The 17,666-nt window shown below is 70.6% G+C and carries 20 protein-coding genes; 14 read left to right on the forward strand and 6 right to left on the reverse strand.

Features of this window, described 5'->3' with window-relative positions; genetic code table 11:
* Window positions 1–14 precede the first annotated feature (14 nt).
* A complete protein-coding gene (locus M7H45_RS00825) occupies window positions 15–1,151 on the reverse strand; it encodes a homoserine O-acetyltransferase (RefSeq protein ID WP_298213730.1) in 1,137 nt (378 codons plus the stop codon).
* 116 nt (window positions 1,152–1,267) lie between these two features.
* Here M7H45_RS00825 and M7H45_RS00830 point away from each other — a divergent pair, with 116 nt between their 5' ends.
* Genes M7H45_RS00830 through glmU form a run of 5 tightly spaced genes read left to right on the forward strand, consistent with a single transcriptional unit; the run spans window position 1,268 to window position 5,741 of the window.
* Window positions 1,268–2,131 carry a chorismate mutase gene (locus M7H45_RS00830; RefSeq protein WP_298213732.1) on the forward strand — a complete coding sequence of 288 codons (864 nt, stop codon included), beginning with the start codon at window positions 1,268–1,270 and terminating at the stop codon, window positions 2,129–2,131.
* Window position 2,132: 1 nt separating this feature from the next.
* Entirely contained in the window at window positions 2,133–3,242 is a 1,110-nt protein-coding gene (gene hisC / locus M7H45_RS00835) for a histidinol-phosphate transaminase (protein WP_298213734.1), read from the forward strand.
* Complete coding sequence (locus M7H45_RS00840) at window positions 3,235–4,122, forward strand: prephenate/arogenate dehydrogenase family protein (protein WP_298213736.1); 888 nt, start codon at window positions 3,235–3,237, stop codon at window positions 4,120–4,122. Before hisC ends, M7H45_RS00840 begins: the two co-directional genes overlap by 8 nt.
* Before the next feature lie 11 nt (window positions 4,123–4,133).
* A complete protein-coding gene (locus tag M7H45_RS00845) occupies window positions 4,134–4,454 on the forward strand; it encodes an NIPSNAP family protein (RefSeq protein ID WP_298213738.1) in 321 nt (106 codons plus the stop codon).
* 3 nt (window positions 4,455–4,457) lie between these two features.
* Complete coding sequence (gene glmU, locus M7H45_RS00850; RefSeq protein ID WP_298213740.1) at window positions 4,458–5,741, forward strand: bifunctional UDP-N-acetylglucosamine diphosphorylase/glucosamine-1-phosphate N-acetyltransferase GlmU; 1,284 nt, start codon at window positions 4,458–4,460, stop codon at window positions 5,739–5,741.
* Here the strand turns inward: glmU and M7H45_RS00855 are convergent, their stop codons facing one another.
* Window positions 5,742–6,164 (reverse strand): zinc-ribbon domain-containing protein, encoded by a 423-nt coding sequence (locus tag M7H45_RS00855; RefSeq protein WP_298213743.1) that lies wholly within the window; start codon window positions 6,162–6,164, stop codon window positions 5,742–5,744.
* 15 nt (window positions 6,165–6,179) lie between these two features.
* Here M7H45_RS00855 and ftsE point away from each other — a divergent pair, with 15 nt between their 5' ends.
* Genes ftsE through M7H45_RS00875 form a run of 4 tightly spaced genes read left to right on the forward strand, consistent with a single transcriptional unit; the run spans window position 6,180 to window position 9,093 of the window.
* Complete coding sequence (gene ftsE / locus M7H45_RS00860; RefSeq protein WP_298213745.1) at window positions 6,180–6,854, forward strand: cell division ATP-binding protein FtsE; 675 nt, start codon at window positions 6,180–6,182, stop codon at window positions 6,852–6,854.
* Complete coding sequence (locus M7H45_RS00865; RefSeq protein ID WP_298213747.1) at window positions 6,847–7,737, forward strand: ABC transporter permease; 891 nt, start codon at window positions 6,847–6,849, stop codon at window positions 7,735–7,737. Before ftsE ends, M7H45_RS00865 begins: the two co-directional genes overlap by 8 nt.
* Entirely contained in the window at window positions 7,737–8,363 is a 627-nt protein-coding gene (locus tag M7H45_RS00870; protein WP_298213749.1) for a YdcF family protein, read from the forward strand. Before M7H45_RS00865 ends, M7H45_RS00870 begins: the two co-directional genes overlap by 1 nt.
* 4 nt (window positions 8,364–8,367) lie before the next feature.
* The gene (locus tag M7H45_RS00875) at window positions 8,368–9,093 is read left to right on the forward strand and encodes a 1-acyl-sn-glycerol-3-phosphate acyltransferase (RefSeq protein ID WP_298213751.1); all 726 of its coding nucleotides are present in this window, start codon (window positions 8,368–8,370) and stop codon (window positions 9,091–9,093) included.
* Here M7H45_RS00875 and M7H45_RS00880 read toward each other — a convergent pair.
* From M7H45_RS00880 to M7H45_RS00895, 4 genes are all read right to left on the reverse strand, one after another.
* Window positions 9,052–10,170, reverse strand: coding sequence for an MFS transporter (locus tag M7H45_RS00880; RefSeq protein ID WP_298213807.1), 1,119 nt, complete (start codon window positions 10,168–10,170; stop codon window positions 9,052–9,054). The two genes, M7H45_RS00875 and M7H45_RS00880, sit on opposite strands and share 42 nt — an antisense overlap.
* Before the next feature lie 93 nt (window positions 10,171–10,263).
* Complete coding sequence (locus M7H45_RS00885; RefSeq protein WP_298213753.1) at window positions 10,264–10,521, reverse strand: GlsB/YeaQ/YmgE family stress response membrane protein; 258 nt, start codon at window positions 10,519–10,521, stop codon at window positions 10,264–10,266.
* A 77-nt stretch (window positions 10,522–10,598) separates the two neighbouring features.
* The gene (locus tag M7H45_RS00890; protein ID WP_298213755.1) at window positions 10,599–11,591 is read right to left on the reverse strand and encodes a lysylphosphatidylglycerol synthase domain-containing protein; all 993 of its coding nucleotides are present in this window, start codon (window positions 11,589–11,591) and stop codon (window positions 10,599–10,601) included.
* A 6-nt stretch (window positions 11,592–11,597) separates the two neighbouring features.
* Window positions 11,598–12,545: a ferritin-like domain-containing protein gene (locus M7H45_RS00895; protein WP_298213757.1), complete on the reverse strand. Its 948-nt coding sequence runs from the start codon at window positions 12,543–12,545 to the stop codon at window positions 11,598–11,600.
* 105 nt (window positions 12,546–12,650) lie between these two features.
* On the opposite strand from M7H45_RS00895, the gene hpnA reads away from it, so the two are divergent.
* Genes hpnA through hpnE form a run of 5 tightly spaced genes read left to right on the forward strand, consistent with a single transcriptional unit; the run spans window position 12,651 to window position 17,663 of the window.
* On the forward strand, window positions 12,651–13,646 hold the full coding sequence (gene hpnA, locus M7H45_RS00900) for a hopanoid-associated sugar epimerase (protein WP_298213759.1): 996 nt from the start codon (window positions 12,651–12,653) through the stop codon (window positions 13,644–13,646).
* Complete coding sequence (locus tag M7H45_RS00905; RefSeq protein ID WP_298213761.1) at window positions 13,643–14,746, forward strand: glycosyltransferase; 1,104 nt, start codon at window positions 13,643–13,645, stop codon at window positions 14,744–14,746. The genes hpnA and M7H45_RS00905 overlap by 4 nt, the downstream gene beginning before the upstream one ends.
* Window positions 14,743–15,618 carry a squalene synthase HpnC gene (gene hpnC / locus M7H45_RS00910; protein WP_298213763.1) on the forward strand — a complete coding sequence of 292 codons (876 nt, stop codon included), beginning with the start codon at window positions 14,743–14,745 and terminating at the stop codon, window positions 15,616–15,618. The genes M7H45_RS00905 and hpnC overlap by 4 nt, the downstream gene beginning before the upstream one ends.
* Window positions 15,615–16,457, forward strand: coding sequence for a presqualene diphosphate synthase HpnD (hpnD, locus tag M7H45_RS00915; RefSeq protein ID WP_298213765.1), 843 nt, complete (start codon window positions 15,615–15,617; stop codon window positions 16,455–16,457). Before hpnC ends, hpnD begins: the two co-directional genes overlap by 4 nt.
* A gap of 6 nt (window positions 16,458–16,463) precedes the next feature.
* A complete protein-coding gene (gene hpnE, locus M7H45_RS00920; protein WP_298213767.1) occupies window positions 16,464–17,663 on the forward strand; it encodes a hydroxysqualene dehydroxylase HpnE in 1,200 nt (399 codons plus the stop codon).
* Window positions 17,664–17,666 lie beyond the last annotated feature (3 nt).

Below are 17,666 nucleotides of genomic sequence, written 5' to 3' on the forward strand. Positions count from 1 at the left end.
TTTCTTGACAGCGCTCATGCCAGCCGGGCCTGCTCCGCGCAGCCGGTGAGAAACCCGTGCAACGTGGCGTGGAAATCCGGCTCGTCGAGCAGGAAGGCGTCATGCCCCTTATCAGACTGGACCTCGACGAAGGAGACGTTCGCCGCCGCGTGGTTGAGGGCGCGGGCGATGGCGCGGCTCTGCGCGGTGGGAAAGAGCCAGTCCGAGGAGAAGGAGACGAGAAGAAAACGCGCCCGCGCGCCCCTGAACGCCGCCGCCAGATCGCCCTCATGCTCGCCCGCGAGGTCGAACAGATCCATCGCCCGGGTGATGGTGAGATAGGAATTGGCGTCGAAGCGCTGGACGAAGCTCGACCCCTGATATTGTAAATAGCTCTCCACCGCGAATTGTTCGCCAAGCGCCGAGAGTCCCTCGGCGTTTTGCAGCTTGCGGCCGAATTTGCGGGTGAGCGCCTCCTCCGAGACATAGGTGATATGCGCGGTCATCCGCGCTACGGCCAGCCCGCGCTCGGGCCGCACGCCCTGCGCCCAATAATGGCCGCCGCGGAAATGGGGGTCGGCGGCGATGGCCTGCCGCCCGATCTCATGAAAGGCGATGTTCTGGGCGGAATGATAGGCGGCGGCGGCGATGGGCACGGCGGCGAAGAGCATCTCCGGAAATTGCACCGCCCAGGAGAGCGCCTGCATGCCGCCCATGGAGCCGCCGATGACGGCGAACAGGCGGGAGATGCCGAGATGCTCGACCAGCCGCTTCTGGGCGCGCACCATGTCGTGAATGGTAATGACCGGAAACTCCACCCCCCAGAGCGCGCCCGGCCGCCGCGGATGGGGCGAGCGCGGCCCGGTGGAGCCCATGCAGCCGCCCAGCACATTGGCGCAGATGACGAAATAGCGGCCCGTATCCACCGCCGCGCCCGGCCCCACCACCCGTTCCCACCAGCCGGGCCGCCCGGTCTCCGGGTTGGGCTCGGCCACGTACTGGTCGCCGGTGAGGGCATGGCAGACGAGAATGGCGTTGCTCTTTTCCGCGTTGAGAACGCCATAGGTCCGGTAGGCGATGGTGATGCCGGGCAGCGCCAGCCCGCAATCCAGCGGCAGCGGTTCCGGAAAGGTCACGCTCTGATGCGGAAATTCCGTGGGGAGCTGGTCCATGCCGGGTTCGCATAGCCCCGGCGGCGGGCCGGGCGCAATCCCTTTCGCCCGCATGGACGCAACGCCGCCGATACGGCTTGGCGGCGGCGGCGCGCTTGCGGTATCTACGCGGAGTAATGAACGAACTCGCTCCCCCCGCCACGCGCCTGGCCGAATTGCGCGCAGAACTCGATGCGCTCGATGATCAGCTGCATGATCTGCTGATGGAGCGCGCCAAGGTGGTGGAGCGGGTGGCGGCGGAAGGCGGCAAAACCGGCACCAAGATCCGCCCGGGACGCGAGGCCATCATTCTGCGCCGCCTGCTGGCGCGGCATCGCGGCGCCTGGCCCGCCCAGTCCATCGTCCGCATCTGGCGGGAGATCTTCGGCGCGGCGCTCATCATCGAGGGCGGCCAGACGATGGCGGTGTGCGATGGGGAGGGCGGCGAGACCCGCCTCGCCCTGGCCCGCGAGCATTTCGGTCCCTTGACCCCGGTGCGCCGCCACCACAACCCGGCCCAGACCCTCGCCGACCTCACCCGCGAGGGCGGCGCCCAGCTCGCCATTCTCCCCCCGCTGGGCGAGGGAGATGACACGAGCGGCGGCTGGTGGCCGATGCTGGCGGCCGGCATGCCCGCCCGCCTCCAGATCATCGCCCGCATCCCCTTCTGGACCCGCCGGGCCGAGGGCCTTCCCCAGGGTGAGGCCTATGTGGTCGCCGCCATCGCCCCGGATGCGAGCGGCGCGGATCGCGGCTTCATTCTGCTCAGCTTCTCCGGCGAAACCTCCCGCGCCCGCATGATCGAGCTTACCACCGCCGCCGGTTTCACGCCGGGGCCGTTATGGGTAAAGCGCCTGCCGGGGGATTCCCGCCTGCTGGCGCTGGTGGAGGTGGAGGGGCTGGTGGCGGATGACGATCCGCGCCTCGCCGCCATCGCCGGGCTGGACGCGCCGCCCCTGGCGGTCGGCGGCTATGCCGTGCCGCTCAGCGAGACGCTTTGAGATGAAGGCGCTGAGAGGGGAGGAGGCGGACGGCCCCGCCGCGCGCCCGGAGGTTTTCTCCGTCGCGCCCTATGTCGGCGGGGAATCGGCGCTGCCCGGCTTCGCCCGCCCCATCAAGCTCTCCTCCAACGAGGGCGCGTTTGGCCCGCCGCCTGGCGCGGTCCAGGCCGCCGCCCAGGCCGCCGCCGCCATGCACCGCTACCCGGATGGCGGCGCGCGGCGGCTGCGCGACGCCATCGGCGCCAGCTTCGGGCTGGACCCGGCGCGCATCGTCTGCGGCAATGGCTCGGATGAGATACTCTCCTTACTCATCCAATCCTATGGCGGGCCGGGCACCGAGCTGATCATGAGCGAGCACGGCTTCTCCATTTACGAAATCGCGGGGCGGCTGGCGGGCTGCGCCGTGCGCAAGGCCCCGGAGACCAACCTCACCACCGATGTGGACGCCATGCTGGCCCTCGTCACCCCGCGCACGCGCATGGTCTTCATCGCCAACCCCAACAACCCCACCGGCACCCTCCTCCCCCAAAGCGAGGTGGAGCGGCTGCGCGCGGCGCTGCCCGCCGGGGTGCTGCTGGTGCTGGACGCCGCCTATGCGGAATATGTCGGGCGGGCGGATTACGATCCCGGCGCAAGGCTGGTGGAGGCGGGCGGCAACACGGTGATGACCCGCACCTTTTCCAAGATCTTCGGCCTGGGCGGGGCGCGCCTCGGCTGGGGTTACGCGCCCGCCGCCATCGCGGATGTGCTCAACCGCGTCCGCCCGCCCTTCAATGTCAGCCATCTCGCGGCGGCGGCGGGCATCGCCGCGCTGGCCGAGCCGGGCTGGCTGGAAAAGAGCCGCGCCCATAACCACGCCGAGCGCGCCCGCCTCGCCGCGCGCCTCACCCAATCCGGGCTGCGGGTCATTCCGTCCGAGGCGAATTTCCTGCTCGCGGATTTCACCACCCCCGCCCGCGCCGGAGCGGCGGATGCCTTTCTGCGCCAGCGGGGCATCATCGTCCGGCAGGTCAGATCCTATGGCCTGCCGCATTGCCTGCGCATCACCATCGGCACCACGGAGGAATGCAACCTGGTCGCCACGGCGCTGGCCGAGTTCTGTCATGGCTGAGCCGCTTTTCCACCGGCTGGCGCTGATCGGCATCGGCCATATCGGCGCCTCGATCGCCTTGGCGCTGCGGCAGCGCCCCGGCCTGGCCGGGCGCATCGTCGTCTGCGACGCCAACCCCGCCCATCTCGAGCGGGCGCGGGAGCTGGGGCTGGGCGATGAATACATCGCCGATCCCGCCCGGGCGGTGGAGGGCGCGGATGGCGTGATCCTCTGCACCCCGGTCGGCAGCTTCGCCAGCCTGGCGCAAGCCATCGGCCCGCATCTGGCGCCGAGTTGCGTGCTCTCCGATGTCGGCTCGACCAAGCGCTCCGTCATCCGCGACGTCTCCCCCTTCGTGCCGGAGGGCGTGGCCTTCGTGCCCGCGCACCCCATGGCGGGCACGGAGTTTTCCGGCCCCGATGCGGGGCTGGCGCATCTCTTCGAGGGGCGCTGGTGCCTGCTCACCCCGCCGGAAGGCACGGATGAGGCGGCGATGCGCAAGATCGAGGCGTTCTGGCAGGGGCTGGGGGCGCGCACCGTGCGCATGGACCCCGCCCATCACGACCGCGTGCTCGCCATCGTCTCGCACCTGCCCCATCTCATCGCCTTCATCATTTGCGGCACGGCGGATGACCTCGCGGATGAGACCCGCGAGGAGGTGCTGCAATTCGCCGCTTCGGGCTTCCGGGATTTCACGCGCATCGCCGCCTCGGACCCGGTGATGTGGCGCGACGTCTTTCTCAACAACAAGGACGCGCTCCTGGAAATGTTCTCCCGCTTCTCGGAGGACGCGCAGGCCATGGCCCGCGCCGTGCGCTGGGGCGACACCGAGTATATCGAGGACAAGATCAAGCGCGGCAGAAAGATCCGCCAGCGCCTCATCGACATCAAACAAGCCTGAGGACATTGGACATGATCGTGGATATCCGCACCTACACCTTCCAGGCCGGCAAGATGCAGCCCTGGCTCAAGGTCTATGAGGAATTCGCCTGGCCATTGCAGCAGAAATATCTCGGCGATTGCCTGGGCTTCTACACCACCATCGACGGCACGCTGAACCGGGTCGTGCATATCTGGCGCTATGAAAGCCAGGCCGACCGCGAAGCCCGGCGCGGCGCGATGATGCAGGACCCCGGCTGGGCGGTCTTTCAGGAGCAGGTGGCGCGGCTGGAGGGCATTCTCTCGCAAACCAACGTCATCGCCCGCGCCGCGCCCTTTTATACGGCCCGCTGACCCATGCAGAGCACCGCCGTCATCCTCGCCGCCGGCCTGGGCACGCGGATGAAATCCGCCCTGCCCAAGGCCGCGCATAAAATCGCGGGGCGGGAGATGCTGGTGCATCTCATCCGGGCGGCGGAACCGCTCTTCGACCGGATCGTGGTGGTGGTGGGGCCGGAGATGGCGGCGCTGGAGCGGCTGGCCGCGCCGCACGAGGTGGCGGTGCAGCGGGAGCGGCTTGGCACCGCCCATGCCGCCCGCCAGGCGGAGCCCTTTTTTGGCGAGGGGCCGGTGGCGGTCTTTTACGCCGATAATCCGCTGGTCTCGCCGGAGACCATGCGCGCCCTGCTGGCCCGGCTGCGCCAGGGCGATGCCGGGCTGGTGCTGCTCGGCATGCGCCCGCCGGAGCCGGGCCGCTATGGCCGGCTCGTCGTGGAGGATGGCTACGTCACCCGCATCGTCGAATACGCGGACGCGACGGAGGCGGAGCGCGCCATCGGCTTTTGCAATGCCGGGGGCATGGCCGCACTCGGCCCGGACATGCGGGACTGGCTAAGCGAGGTCGGCAACGCCAACGCCAAGGGCGAGTTCTACCTCACCGACATCGTCGCCATCGCCCGCGGGGCGGGGGTCAACGTGGCGGCGCTGGAGGCGCCCTACGAGGAATGCCTGGGCGTCAACTCCCGCGCCGAGCTGGCGGCGGCGGAGGCCGCCTTTCAAACCCGCGCCCGCGCCCGGCTGATGGCGGAGGGGGTGACGCTGCAAGCGCCGGAGACGGTGTTTCTCGCCGCCGATACCGAAATCGGCGCCGATACCGAGATCGGCCCGCATGTGGTGTTCGGCCCCGGCGCGCGCATCGGGGCCGGGGTCGAGATCAAATCCTTCTCGCATCTGGAGGGCTGCGTGGTGCGGGCGGGCGCCGTCATCGGCCCCTATGCGCGGCTGCGCCCGGGCGCCGAGGTCGGCGAGGCCGCCCATGTCGGCAATTTCGTCGAGCTGAAGGCGGCGAGGCTGGGCAGCGGCGCCAAGGCCAACCATCTCGCCTATCTTGGCGATGCCGAGATCGGTGCCGGCGCCAATATCGGCGCGGGCACCATCACCTGCAATTACGATGGCCGCGCCAAGCACAAAACCCGGATCGGCGCGCGGGCCTTCATCGGCTCCAACACGGCTCTCGTCGCCCCGGTGACGGTGGGGGATGGCGCTCTGGTCGCCGCCGGCTCGGTCATCACCGCGGACGTGCCAGCGGAGACGCTGGCGCTGGGCCGCGCCCGCCAGGTCCTCAAACCGCGCAAGCGCTGATCAGCCGAGGCCCAGGGCCCGGAACACCCTGCCGCTCGCGGGGATCAGCCTCATCACCGCCTGCCGCTCCAGCACGAGGAGGCCGAGCGCGAGCAGCACCGCCAGCAGCACCAGCCAGAAAGCCGGGACGGGCCGGGCGGGCGGGCGGGAGGTCTCCTGCGCCAGCCTCATCGTCTTGTCAGGGCCGGATGGCGCCTCCGCGGCCGCGGGCGCATAGGCCCAGCCATGCCCGCACGCGCCGCAGCGCAGGCGGCGGGGGCGGCTAAGCTCCGTTGCCGGAACCTCATAGAGCGCGTGGCAATTCGGGCAGGTGATCCGCATCGCCGCCAGCCATGGCAGTTTTGCCCTCCGCGCGCAACGCGGGCGAAAATAAATTCCCGCCGTCTTGCGAAGCCCCGCCTTATCGCGGCAGTACTGCCGCATGAGGAGCCACGCCTGATGGTCCGCTTCGACGATGTCTGGCTGCGCTACCGCCACGCCGCCCCGGGCGAGGCGGCGGAGGCGCTGCGCGGCGTCAGTTTCGAGATCGAGGATGGCGGCTTCCGCTGGCTCACCGGCCCCTCCGGCGCGGGCAAGACGAGCCTGCTCAAGCTCATCTATCTGGCCGAGCATCCGGCGCGGGGGCGCATCGAGATTCTCGGCACGCGGGCGGCGCGGCTCACCCGGCGGGAGGCGGCGATGCTGCGCCGGCGCATCGGCGTCGTGTATCAGGATTTCCGGCTGCTGCCGCAGCTGGACGCCTATGACAACGTCGCCTTGCCGATGCGCCTCGCCCGCCGCGGCGAGGCGCAGATCGAGGCGGATGTCACCGAGATCCTGCGCTGGGTCGGGCTGGCCCATCGCATGGACGCCCACCCGGACGAGCTTTCCGGGGGCGAGCAGCAGCGCATCGCCATCGCCCGCGCCGTGGTCGGGCGGCCCCGCCTGCTGGTGGCGGACGAGCCGACCGGCAATCTCGACGACGAGCAGGCGGAACGGCTGATGGTGCTGATCACGGCGCTGAACAGCCTCGGCACCACTGTCATCGTCGCGACGCATAACAACGCGCTGGTCGAGCGCCACCCATTTCCCCGGCTGGGGCTGGAGCGGGGGCGGCTGGTGCGGGATGGCTAGGCGGCGGGGGGATCTGCTCGGCGTGCGCGCCGCCCTCTCCCGCCGGCTGCTGCCGGTGCTGGTGGGGGCGATGAGTTTTCTCGCTGCCCTCGCCCTCGCCGGGGCGCTGGCCTGCGCCGGGCTGGCGGCGAGCTGGCGGGGAGAGGCCGCCTCGGCCCTGATGATCCAGGTGCCGCAGCCGGACGATCCGGACGCGGCGCATGACGCCACCCGGCTGGCGGCGGTGCAGCGCGCCCTCGCCGGCGATCCGGCGGTGCGCGGCCCGGCGGTGATGAGCGCGGCGGAGGTCAACCGGCTCGTCGCCCCCTGGCTGGGCGGGGACGCGGCGGCGCTGGGCCTCACTTTGCCCGCCGTCATCAATGCGGAATGGGCGGGGCCGGGCACGCCGGACGCGCTGGCGGCGCGGCTGCAAACGCTCAGCCCCGGCACGCTGGTGAAAACCGGGGCGCTCTGGGCGCAGCGCGTCGCGGCCCTCACCGCCAGCCTGCAGGGCTGCGCCCTGGCGGTGCTCGCCATCGTCGCCCTGGTGGCGGCGGCGGTGGTGGCGGTGGCCACCCGCGCCGGGCTGGCGCAGCTGCGCGAGACCATCGAGACGGTGCACGGCCTGGGCGCTCTGGACGCGGACATCGCCGGGCGCTTCGCCGCCCGCGCCACCTGGCTGGCCCTGGTGGGCTCGGTGGGCGGCATGGCGCTGGCCCTGCCTGTGCTGGCCTGGCTCGTCTGGCTGGCCAGCCCCTTCACCGGCCCGGCGCGGCCCGGCGCGTTCGTCCACCTGCCTCCCGCCCTGCTCGCCTTGGCGCCGCTGCTGCCTGGCGGCGCCGCCTTCATCGGCTGGGGCACCGCGCAGCTCACCGTGCGCGGCTGGCTGCGGCGCCTGCCCTGATGGCCCGCCGCCCGCGCCGCCGCCGCTTTTCTCCCGCCCGGCTCCTCCTCCGTCTGGCTCTGACGGCGGGCGGCTTGTGGGCGGCGGGGTTTCTCGTCTACCTCGCCGACGTGTTCACCGCCGCGCCCCCCAACCCCGTGCCGCCCGCGGATGGCATCGTCGTCCTCACCGGCGGGGATGACCGGATCGGCGCCGCGCTCTCCCTTCTCGCCGCGCATGAGGCGCCGCTATTGCTGATCTCCGGCGCCGGCCGCGGCACCTATCTCGGGGATTTCACCCGCGACGGCAGCGCCGCCGCCACCGAATACGCCAACGCCATCACCCTCGGCCACCGCGCGGCCACCACCCACGCCAATGGCGCCGAGACCGCCGCCTGGGCCAGGGCGCACCATATGCGCTCGCTCATCATCGTCACCGCCGATTACCACATGCCGCGCGCCCTGGTGGAGATCCACCGCGCCCTGCCCGAGGTCCGGCTCATCGCCTATCCGGTGCGCCCGCCGGCGATGCGCGCGGGGCCGAGTGGGCCGACCCTGCGGCTCCTCGCCGGGGAGTACAGCAAATATCTGGTCGTGCGCGCCGGGCTCGGCCGGCTGTTCAGCGCCAGCGAGAACGGGGATTATTAAGGCCATGCGCTGGCCGCGCGCCCTCGCCTTTAACGCCGTGCTCTGGGGGGCGGGGGCGGCGCTCAGCCTCTGGTGCCTGGTCGGGGGGCGGTTCCTGCCGGATGGCATCTTGCGCGCCGCCCGGCTCTGGGCCCGGCTCAGCCTCGGCGCGCTGCGGCTGTTCTGCGGCATCACCGTCGAGGCCAGGGGGCTGGAACGGCTGCCGCGCGGCGGCTGCGTCATCGCCGCCCAGCATCAATCCGCCATGGACATTCTCATCTGGATCGCCCTGCTGCCCCGCCCCTCCTTCATCTTCAAGAGGGAGTTGAAGCGCATTCCCCTTTTCGGGGCGCTGCTGGAACCGGCGGGGATGATCCCGGTGGATCGCGGCGGCGGACGGCGGGCGCTGCGGGAGATGCTGACGCGCGCCGGGGCGGCGGTGGCGGCGGGGCGGCAGGTCGTCATCTTTCCGGAGGGCACGCGCCGCCTCCCCGGCATACGCGGCGAATTGCGCCAGGGCATCGCCGCCCTGGCTCAGGAGATCGAGGCGCCCGTTCTGCCCGCCACCACCGATACCGGGCTGCGCTGGGGGCGGCGGGCCTTCGGCCAGCAGCCGGGGGTAGCCCATGTCGCCCTCCACGCCCCGCTGCCCGCCGGGCTGGGGCGGGAGCCGCTGATCGCCCGGCTCGCCGGGCTTTATTACGGCGAGTCAGGCGACCCGGCGGGCCGCGAAAAAAGTGAGGGCGAGTAGACCCGCGTCCACCAGAAACGCGCCGCCCAGGCCGAACCGCCCGGCGACCAGGCCGTTCATCACCGGGCCGGTGAGGAAGCCGGCATAGCCGATCCCCACCACCACCGGCATGGAGTGGTGGGTCCGCATTCCCGGCACGCGGGCGGCGGCGCTGAAGATCAGCGGGGCGAGATTGCCGGTGCCGAACCCGACCAGCCCGAAGCCGAGAATCCCCGCGAGGCCGGAGGGGAGGCAGACCACCATGAGAAACCCCGCCACGGCGAGCGCGACGCCCAGGCGCATCAGCGCCGGCTGGCCGAGCCGCATCGCCAGCCTGTCCCCGGTCAGCCGCGCCAGGGACATCGCCACCGCGAAGGCGGCGTAGCCCAGCGTCGCGGTCTGAAGGTCGAGATGGCGGGAGAAGCGCAGATAGATGGTGCTCCAATCCGTGCCCGCCCCCTCGGTCATGAAGGCGGCGAAGCAGCACAGCCCTAGGATCAGCGCGTGCCGGTTGGGCCAGGTGAACTGGCGGCTGGCGGCGGGCGGCGCCTCGCCGCTGCGGGGGACCAGCCGGAAGCTCTGGGAGGCGCAAAGCAGCACGGCGGCCGCATCGGCCACGCAAACCAGAAACAGCGGCGCGCCGAGCTTGATGAGCAAACTATCCGCGAGGGCGACCGCCAGTGTGCCGATGCTGTAGCAGGCATGGAAGCCGGACATCTGCAACCGGCCCGACATCTCCTCCACCCGCGCCCCCTGGGCGTTCATGGCGATGTCGAGCAGGCCGAAATTCACGCCATACAGAAATAAAAGCAGGGTGAACCCCGTCGCGGAGGGCACGACCGCCAGCGCGGGCAGCAGCAATGCCATCACCACCCCGCTGGCGGCGATGCAGGCGCGGCTGCCCAAGCGCCCCACCGCCAGCCCGGCCAGGGGCATCACGCTCACCCCGCCCAGCCCGCCCGCGAGGAGAATGAGGCCAAGGGTCGGGTCGTCGAGATGAAAACGTATCTTGGTGAAGGGAATGACGATCGCCCAGACCGCGATGCCAATGCCGGCCATGCCGAACACCAGCCGCATGGTCCATAATCTTCCGCGCATTTCAGTCACTTATAGCTCCATCACCGGGGCGGCAAGGCGAAGCGCGCAAGAAAAAAGGGGCTTTCGCCCCTTTTATCCGCCCGGAGGCTGGCGTTACATCACCCGCCGTCCGGCGATGGCGTGGTAGATGACCAGAACCACCACGGCTCCGACCACCGCGACAAAAAGCGACCATAGGTTGAAGCCCGTCACCGGTACCGCCCCCAGCGCCGAGAAAATCCAGCCGCCCACCAGCGCGCCGACAATGCCGAGAATCATGTCGAGCAATGGCCCCTTGCCCCCATTATCGACGATCTGGCTGGCGATCCAGCCGGCGATCAGGCCGAGCACGATCCACCCGATGATTGACATAGTTCTGCCTCCGTAAATGTTTCCTGAAATGGACATGGGGGAGGCTGTCCGGCCCGGCAAGCCGTCTCACCGGAAGTTCATCCAGCGTTCATGTTCAATTTCAACTGCCGCGCCTCCAAACCCTGCCAGGCGATCAGCACCGGCACGGCGATGACGAAATCGCGCGCCCGGCGCAGGAGGGAGAGGGAGAGGGAGATATCGGGAGGAATGCCGAACAGCCCGCCCAGCAGCGTATAGGCGGCCTCCTGCACGCCCACCCGGCCGGGAATGAAGAAGGCGAGCGCCATGATCGCGTGGAGCATGGCCTCCACGCAAACCGCGTCGATCCAGGAAATCCGCACGCCGAGGGCCTGGAAGCCGATATAGGAGGCGGTGCCGGTGCCGAACCAGCAGAGCAGATGGACGAAGGCCGCCCAGGCGAGACGGTGATGCTGCGTATAGAGATCGTCGAGCGATTTTTGCAGCCGCCGCACATGCTCGACCGCGCCGCCCTTTGCCGCCCGCCTGGCGATGCGCATGGCCAGGCGGCGGAACAGCCGCGCCCCCGCGCCGCGCTGCGCCACCACCAGCCCCACCGCCAGCGCCACCGCCACGGCCAGGCCGATCGTCACCGGTTTCAGCAGGTCGGAGCCCGGCACCGCGCGGGAGAGGATGGCCAGCCCGGCGCCGATGAACACCAGCTGGGCGAGAAATTCCGTGGTCAGATCCGCCAGGGTGGAGGCGGTGGCGTCCGCCGGCGCCACGCCGCCCAGCGTCATCACCCTCGCCCCCAGCACATAGCCTCCCACCTGCGAGAAGGGGAGAAACTCGCCCGTCGCGTCGCGCACCGCCCGGCCCCAGACGCACAGCCAGAACGAGCCTTTCTGCCGCGAGCGCAGCAGAATCCGCCACGCCGCGCCCAGCCCCAGGAGAATGACGAACTGGGCGGCGAGATATTCCGCCGCGCCCCAGGCGTTGACCGCCGCGAGGGCGCGAAGCACGTCCCCCGCGCCCAGATAGATGACGAGCCCGGTGATGACCGCCAGCCCGGCCAAGGTGAGAATGGCGGAAATGAGCTTGCTTCTCGACAATGAAATCTATCGCCCCAGGAGACGGGTTTTCAACCGCAGCACGGCGAGGCCGATACGCCCCAAAAACGGCATGGTCGTCGGGCGCCGCAACCGTTCGTCATAGCCGGCCATGCGTCTTTTATCCTCTTCCAGGCAAATCTCCAAAAGCAGGGGGAGATTCATCTCCTGGCTGATCGCCGCCGAGCCGGTCATGGTGAAATTGGCGTCCGCGCCCTCCAGCCCGTCCACCTCCTTGGCGATGCCAAGCCGCTCCCACAGCAGAAACCCCCAGACGCGCCAGACCTTCAGCTCGAAGCCGAGGCGCCGCCACCAGCCGAGATTCGCCCGCCGCCACGCCAGCCAGTTGGCAAAAAACAAAATATGCCGCGCCTCCTCCTGCACCACGGGCTCGAAGGTCTCCACCAGCTTGGCGGGAAAATAGCCGGAGCGCTTGGCCATCTCGAACAGCCCATAGGCGAAGAAGCTGTCGATGCATTCGGAAAATCCGGTGACGAGCCAGGCCCATTCGGCGTCATTGGGCAGGGCGTAATAGGGTTCGGGCTTCATCGGGATGCCATAGGCCGCCACCAGCCGGGAGAGCACCTCCTTATGCCGCGCCTCCTCCCCCGCCATATGCAGAAGCGCCTCCCGCAGCTCCTGCTCCGGCACGGTCTGGGCATAGAAGGTGAGGCGCGCCGCGGCCTTGATCTCGGTCTGCACCGCGATATCCCAGATCGGCAGTGAGACGATCCGCCGCAGCGCCTCCGGGGAAAGCGGCGGCCAGTCCAGCACGGCCGGCTTATAGGGGTTGTAGGTGGCGGCGAGGAGGGAGGTGAACATGCGGTAATGTCCGGCGGAGCCGATTTCCACCGGGCCGGGTTCCGGGAATGTCCAATGCCGGGCCTGGTAATCCGCGGAAGCGATCTCGGCTTCGCTGCTCGCGGTCTCGGTGGGAACGGCGCGAATCTCGCTCATCTTCATCCTCGCTGTTGCGCCCAAAGCGGCAATGGGTTCTACAGCCTAGGACAAGGCGGGTACATGCCCGGCGGCGAATGGCGGCTAGAAACGGGACGGCGATAATTGGCGCAGGACGATCTCATCTTGATTACCGGGGCGACCGGTTTTGTCGGCGCGGCGGTGGCGCGCGCGGCCCAGGCGGCGGGCTGGCGCCTGCGCCTCACCGCCCGGCCCGGCTCCAACCGCGCCAATCTCGCCGGGCTCGGCGCGGAGGTCGTGTATCTCGACCTCAACGATCCCGGCGGTTTTCCCGCCGCGCTGTCCGGCTGCCGCTATCTGCTCCATGTCGCGGCGGATTACCGGCTCTGGGTGCCGGATGTGGCGGCGATGCGCCGGGTCAATATCGACGGCACGCTCGCCTTGCTGCGCGCCGCGCGGCAGGCCGGGGTGGAGCGCTCGGTCTATACCAGCTCGGTCGCCGCGCTCGGCCTCACCGGGGATGGCAGCCCGGCGGACGAGACGACGCCGATCAGGCCCGAGCATCATGTCGGCGCCTATAAGCAGAGCAAATACGACGCGGAGCAGGCGGTGCGCGCCCTGGCGGCGGAGCAGGACATCGTCATCGTCAACCCCGCCGCCCCGGTCGGCCCCGGCGACATCAAGCCCACCCCCACCGGCCAGATGATCCTCGACGCCGCCCGCGGCCGCATGCCCGCCTATGTGGATACCGGGCTGAACGTGGTGCATGTGGACGATGTCGCCGCCGGGCATTTCCTGGCGCTGGCCAAGGGCCGGCGGGGCGAGAGCTACATTCTCGGCAGCGAGAATCTCATGCTGCGCGACCTGCTCGCTTTGGTGGCGGCGCAGAGCGGGCGCCGGCCGCCCCGGCTCCGCCTGCCAGTGGCGGGGCTGATGCCCATCGCCTGGGCGATGGAGCGCATCGCCGAGCGCACCGGCAAGCCGCCCTTGATGACCCCCGACGTGCTCAACATGGCGCGCAAGAAAATGTTCTATTCCTCCGCCAAGGCGGAGGCGGAGCTGGGCTACGCCCCCCGCCCCGCCTTGGCCGCGGTGGCGGACGCGCTCACCTGGTTCCGCAAGGAGGGGAGGCTGGCATGATCCTCGCCCTGGCCTTCGCCATCTGGCTGTATCTCGCCTTTTTCCACGGGCGGTTCTGGGACTCCGCGCCGGAGCTCGCCCCCGCCGCGCCGCTGCTCGCGCCGGAGGTGGATATCATCGTGCCGGCGCGCGACGAGGCGCAGACCATCGGCCCGGTCATCGCCTCGCTGGTCTCCCAGGCCTATCCGGGGCCGTTCCGCGTCATCCTGGTGGACGACAATTCGACAGACGGCACGGCGGCGGCGGCGGGCGCGCATGAGCGGCTCACCATCCTCACCGGCCAGCCCAAACCGGCGGGCTGGTCCGGCAAGCTATGGGCGCTGGCCCAGGGCGTGGCCGCCAGCACCGCGCCGGTGCTGCTCTTCACGGATGCCGACATCACCCACGATCCCCGCCATCTCGCCACCCTCGCCGCCCGGCTGGAGGAGGGGCGGCTGCAAATGGTCTCCGAGATGGTGCGGCTCAACTGCGTCTCGACGCCGGAAAAATTCCTCATCCCCGCCTTCGTCTATTTCTTTCAGATGCTCTACCCCTTCGCGCGGGTGAACGACCCGCGCTCGCGCGTGGCGGCGGCGGCGGGCGGCACGGTGCTCATCCGCCGCGCGGCGCTGGAGAGCATCGGCGGGCTGGAACGGATCAAGGGCGAGCTGATCGACGATGTCTCCCTGGCGCGGCAGATCAAGCGGACCGGGCCGGTCTATCTCGGCCATTCCGGCCTCGCCACCTCCATCCGCCCCTATCCGCGCGCGCGCGACATCTGGGACATGATCGCCCGCACCGCCTTCACCCAGCTGCGCCATTCGGCGCTCATCCTCACCGCCACCATCATCGGCATGGCCCTGGTCTGGCTGGTCTTTCCCTGGGCGGCGCTGGGCACGGGTCCAAGCTGGCGGGCCGCGCTGGGGGTGGCCATCTGGGCCATCGCCGCCCTCACCTATTTTCCCACGCTGGACCGCTATCGCGTCCACCGCGCCCACGCCATCGCCCTGCCCGCCATCGCCCTGTTCTATATGGCGGCCACCATCGGCTCGGCGGTCAATCACTGGCGCGGCGCCGGGGCGCGGTGGAAGAATCGCGCCTATGCCGGGGAGGGATCATGATCGCCAACGACAACGCCGCCCGCCCCCGCCCCGCCGCCGCGCGGCCGGGCAGCGTCGAATCCTGGTCCGGCAAGGATAAGGGGGATGAGAATTTCCCCGTCGCCTCGCTGCTCATCGCCAAGCCGTTGCGGGCACAGATCCATGCCTATTACGCCTTCGCCCGCAACGCGGACGACATCGCGGACAGCCCCGCCTTGCCCCCCGCCGAGAAGCTGGCCCGGCTCGACGCGATGGAGGCGGTGCTGACCGGCGCGCGGCGCGAGGGCAGCCCCAGCGCCGCCCGCCTGCGCGCCGTGCTCGCGGCATCCGGCGTCAGCGACGTCCATGCCCGCGAGCTGCTGGTGGCCTTCCGCCAGGACGCGACCAAGACCCGCTACGCGAGCTGGGCGGAGCTGATGGAATATTGCCGCTACTCCGCCGCGCCGGTGGGACGCTACGTGCTGGATGTGCATGGCGAATCCCGCGCCGCCTGGCCCGCCTCCGACGCTCTCTGCGCCGCCTTGCAGGTGCTCAACCATTTGCAGGATTGCGCGAAGGATCTGCGCGATCTCGACCGCTGCTACATCCCGCAGGACTGGCTGGCCGAGCAGGGCCTGACCACCGACGACCTCGCCCGCCCGGAGACCGTGCCCGCCCTGCGCGCGGTGTTCGACCGCATGCTGGACGCGACCGCCGCCCTCAACGCCCAGGCGGCCGCCCTGCCGGCGGCGGTCAAATCCCGGCGGTTGCGGGCGGAAACCGCCATCATCGGCGCCCTGGCCCGGCGGCTCGCCACCCGGCTGCGCCATGGCGACCCGCTGGCGGCGCGGGTCAAGCTCTCCCGGCTGGACATGGCGCTGGCCACGCTCAAAGGGCTGAGATACGCGGCATGACCCCGCAAGACGCCGCCTATGTCACCGCCCTGGTCAAGGCCTCCGGCACCTCCTTCTATCACGGCATGAAGATCCTGCCCCCCGCGCGGCGGAACGCGATGTACGCCGTCTATGCCTTCTGCCGGGTGGTGGACGACATCGCCGACGAGGAAGGCCGGGATTTCGCCGCCAAGCAGGCGGGGCTGGAGGCGTGGCGCCGGCGCATCGCCGCGCTTTACGCGGGCGGCGGCGCGGCGGAGCCCATCACCCGCGCCCTGGCCGCCGCCATCCGCGACTATCATTTGCGGCGCGAGGATTTTCTCGCCGTCATCGACGGCATGGAGATGGATGCGGGCGCGCCCGTCATCGCCCCCTCCCTGGCGGAGCTCGATTTATATTGCGACCGTGTCGCCGCCGCCGTCGGCCGGCTCTCGGTGCGGATCTTCGGCGACGCCTCGCCCGCGGCGGATGAGGTGGCCCACGCGCTCGGGCGCGGGTTGCAGCTCACCAACATATTGCGCGACGTGCCGGAGGACGCCCAGCGCGGACGCATCTACCTCCCCGCCGAATATCTGGCCGAGGCCAAGGTGGCGCCGGACCCCGCCACCCTCCTCGCCGCGCCCGGCCTGGCCCGGGCGGGGGCGCGCCTCGCCGATCTCGCCGAAGCCTATTTCGACCAGGCCAACGCGGCGATGGACCGTTGCGAGCCCGGCGCCATGCGTCCGGCCCGGCTGATGGAGGCGAGCTACCGCCCCCTGCTCGCCATTCTCCGCCGCCGCCGGTTCGATTACGCCGGGGCGCGGGTCGCGCTGCCCAAATGGCGCAAATTCGTACTGGCCGCGCGGCTGCTGGCGGGCTGAGCCGGCATGGAGGTGCATGTCATCGGCGCCGGGCTGGCCGGGCTGGCCGCCGCCTGCCGCCTGGCCGAGCTGGGCCACGCCGTCATTCTCTCGGAGGCCGCGCCCCAGGCGGGCGGGCGGGCGCGCTCCTATCTCGACCGCAGGCTCGGCTGCCGGATCGATAACGGCAACCATCTCCTGCTCTCCGGCAACCGCGCGGCGCTCGGCTTTCTGCGCCGGGTGGGCGCGGAGTCCAGCCTCACCGGCCCGGCCGCCCCGGTCTTTCCCTTCCGCGATCTCGCTTCCGGCGCGGCCTGGAGCCTGCGCCTCAATTCCGGCCGCCTGCCCTGGTGGATATTCTCGCCCCGCCGCCGCGTGCCCGGCACCCGGCCCCGGGATTATCTCGCTTTGGCGCGGCTGCGCCGGGCGGGGGTGGATGACCGGGTCGCGGCCCTGATCGGCGATGCCGGCCCGCTCTACGCCCGGCTGCTGGAGCCGCTGGCCATCGCCGCGCTCAACACCCTCCCGGCGGAGGCCTCGGCGCAACCCCTGGGCGCAGTGGTGCGCGAGACGCTGGAGAAAGGCGGCCACGCCGCCCTGCCGCGCTGGGCGGCCCTGGGCCTCTCCGAGAGTTTCGTGGACCCGGCCCTCGCCTGGCTGCGCGCCCGGGGCGCGGAAATCCGCCTGGGCGAGCGGGTGACGGAGCTGCGCCCCGGCCAGCCCGCCATTCTCGCGGTGCCGCCCTGGGCGGCAAAGGAGCTGATGCCAGAACTCACCGTGCCGGACGCGTTCGAATCCATCTGCAACCTGCATTTCAAGGCCCGGCTCGATCCCGGCGAGGCCGGGTTTTATGGCCTGCTCGGCGGCATGGCGGAATGGGTGTTTCCGCGCGGGGAGGTGGTCTCGGTCACCATCTCGGCGGCCAACCGCTATCTGGCGCTCAGCCCCGAGGAGATCGCGGCGCGGGTCTGGGCGGAGCTGGTGCGCGGCTTCGGTCTGGATGCGGCGCTCCCACCCGCGCGGGTATTGTGGGAGAAGCGCGCCACCTTCGCCTGCACCCCGGCGCAGCTGCGCCGGCGGCCGGGGCCGCGCAGCCCCCGCCCTGGCATCGCCCTCGCCGGGGATTGGACGGATACCGGCCTGCCCGCCACCATCGAGGGCGCCATCCGCTCGGGCGAGGCGGCGGTGATGGCCCTGCTCGGCGGCGGCCCGGCTCTGGCGAAATGACCC

The organism is Acidocella sp. (assembly GCF_027352905.1).
Taxonomy (GTDB): Bacteria; Pseudomonadota; Alphaproteobacteria; order Acetobacterales; family Acetobacteraceae; genus Acidocella.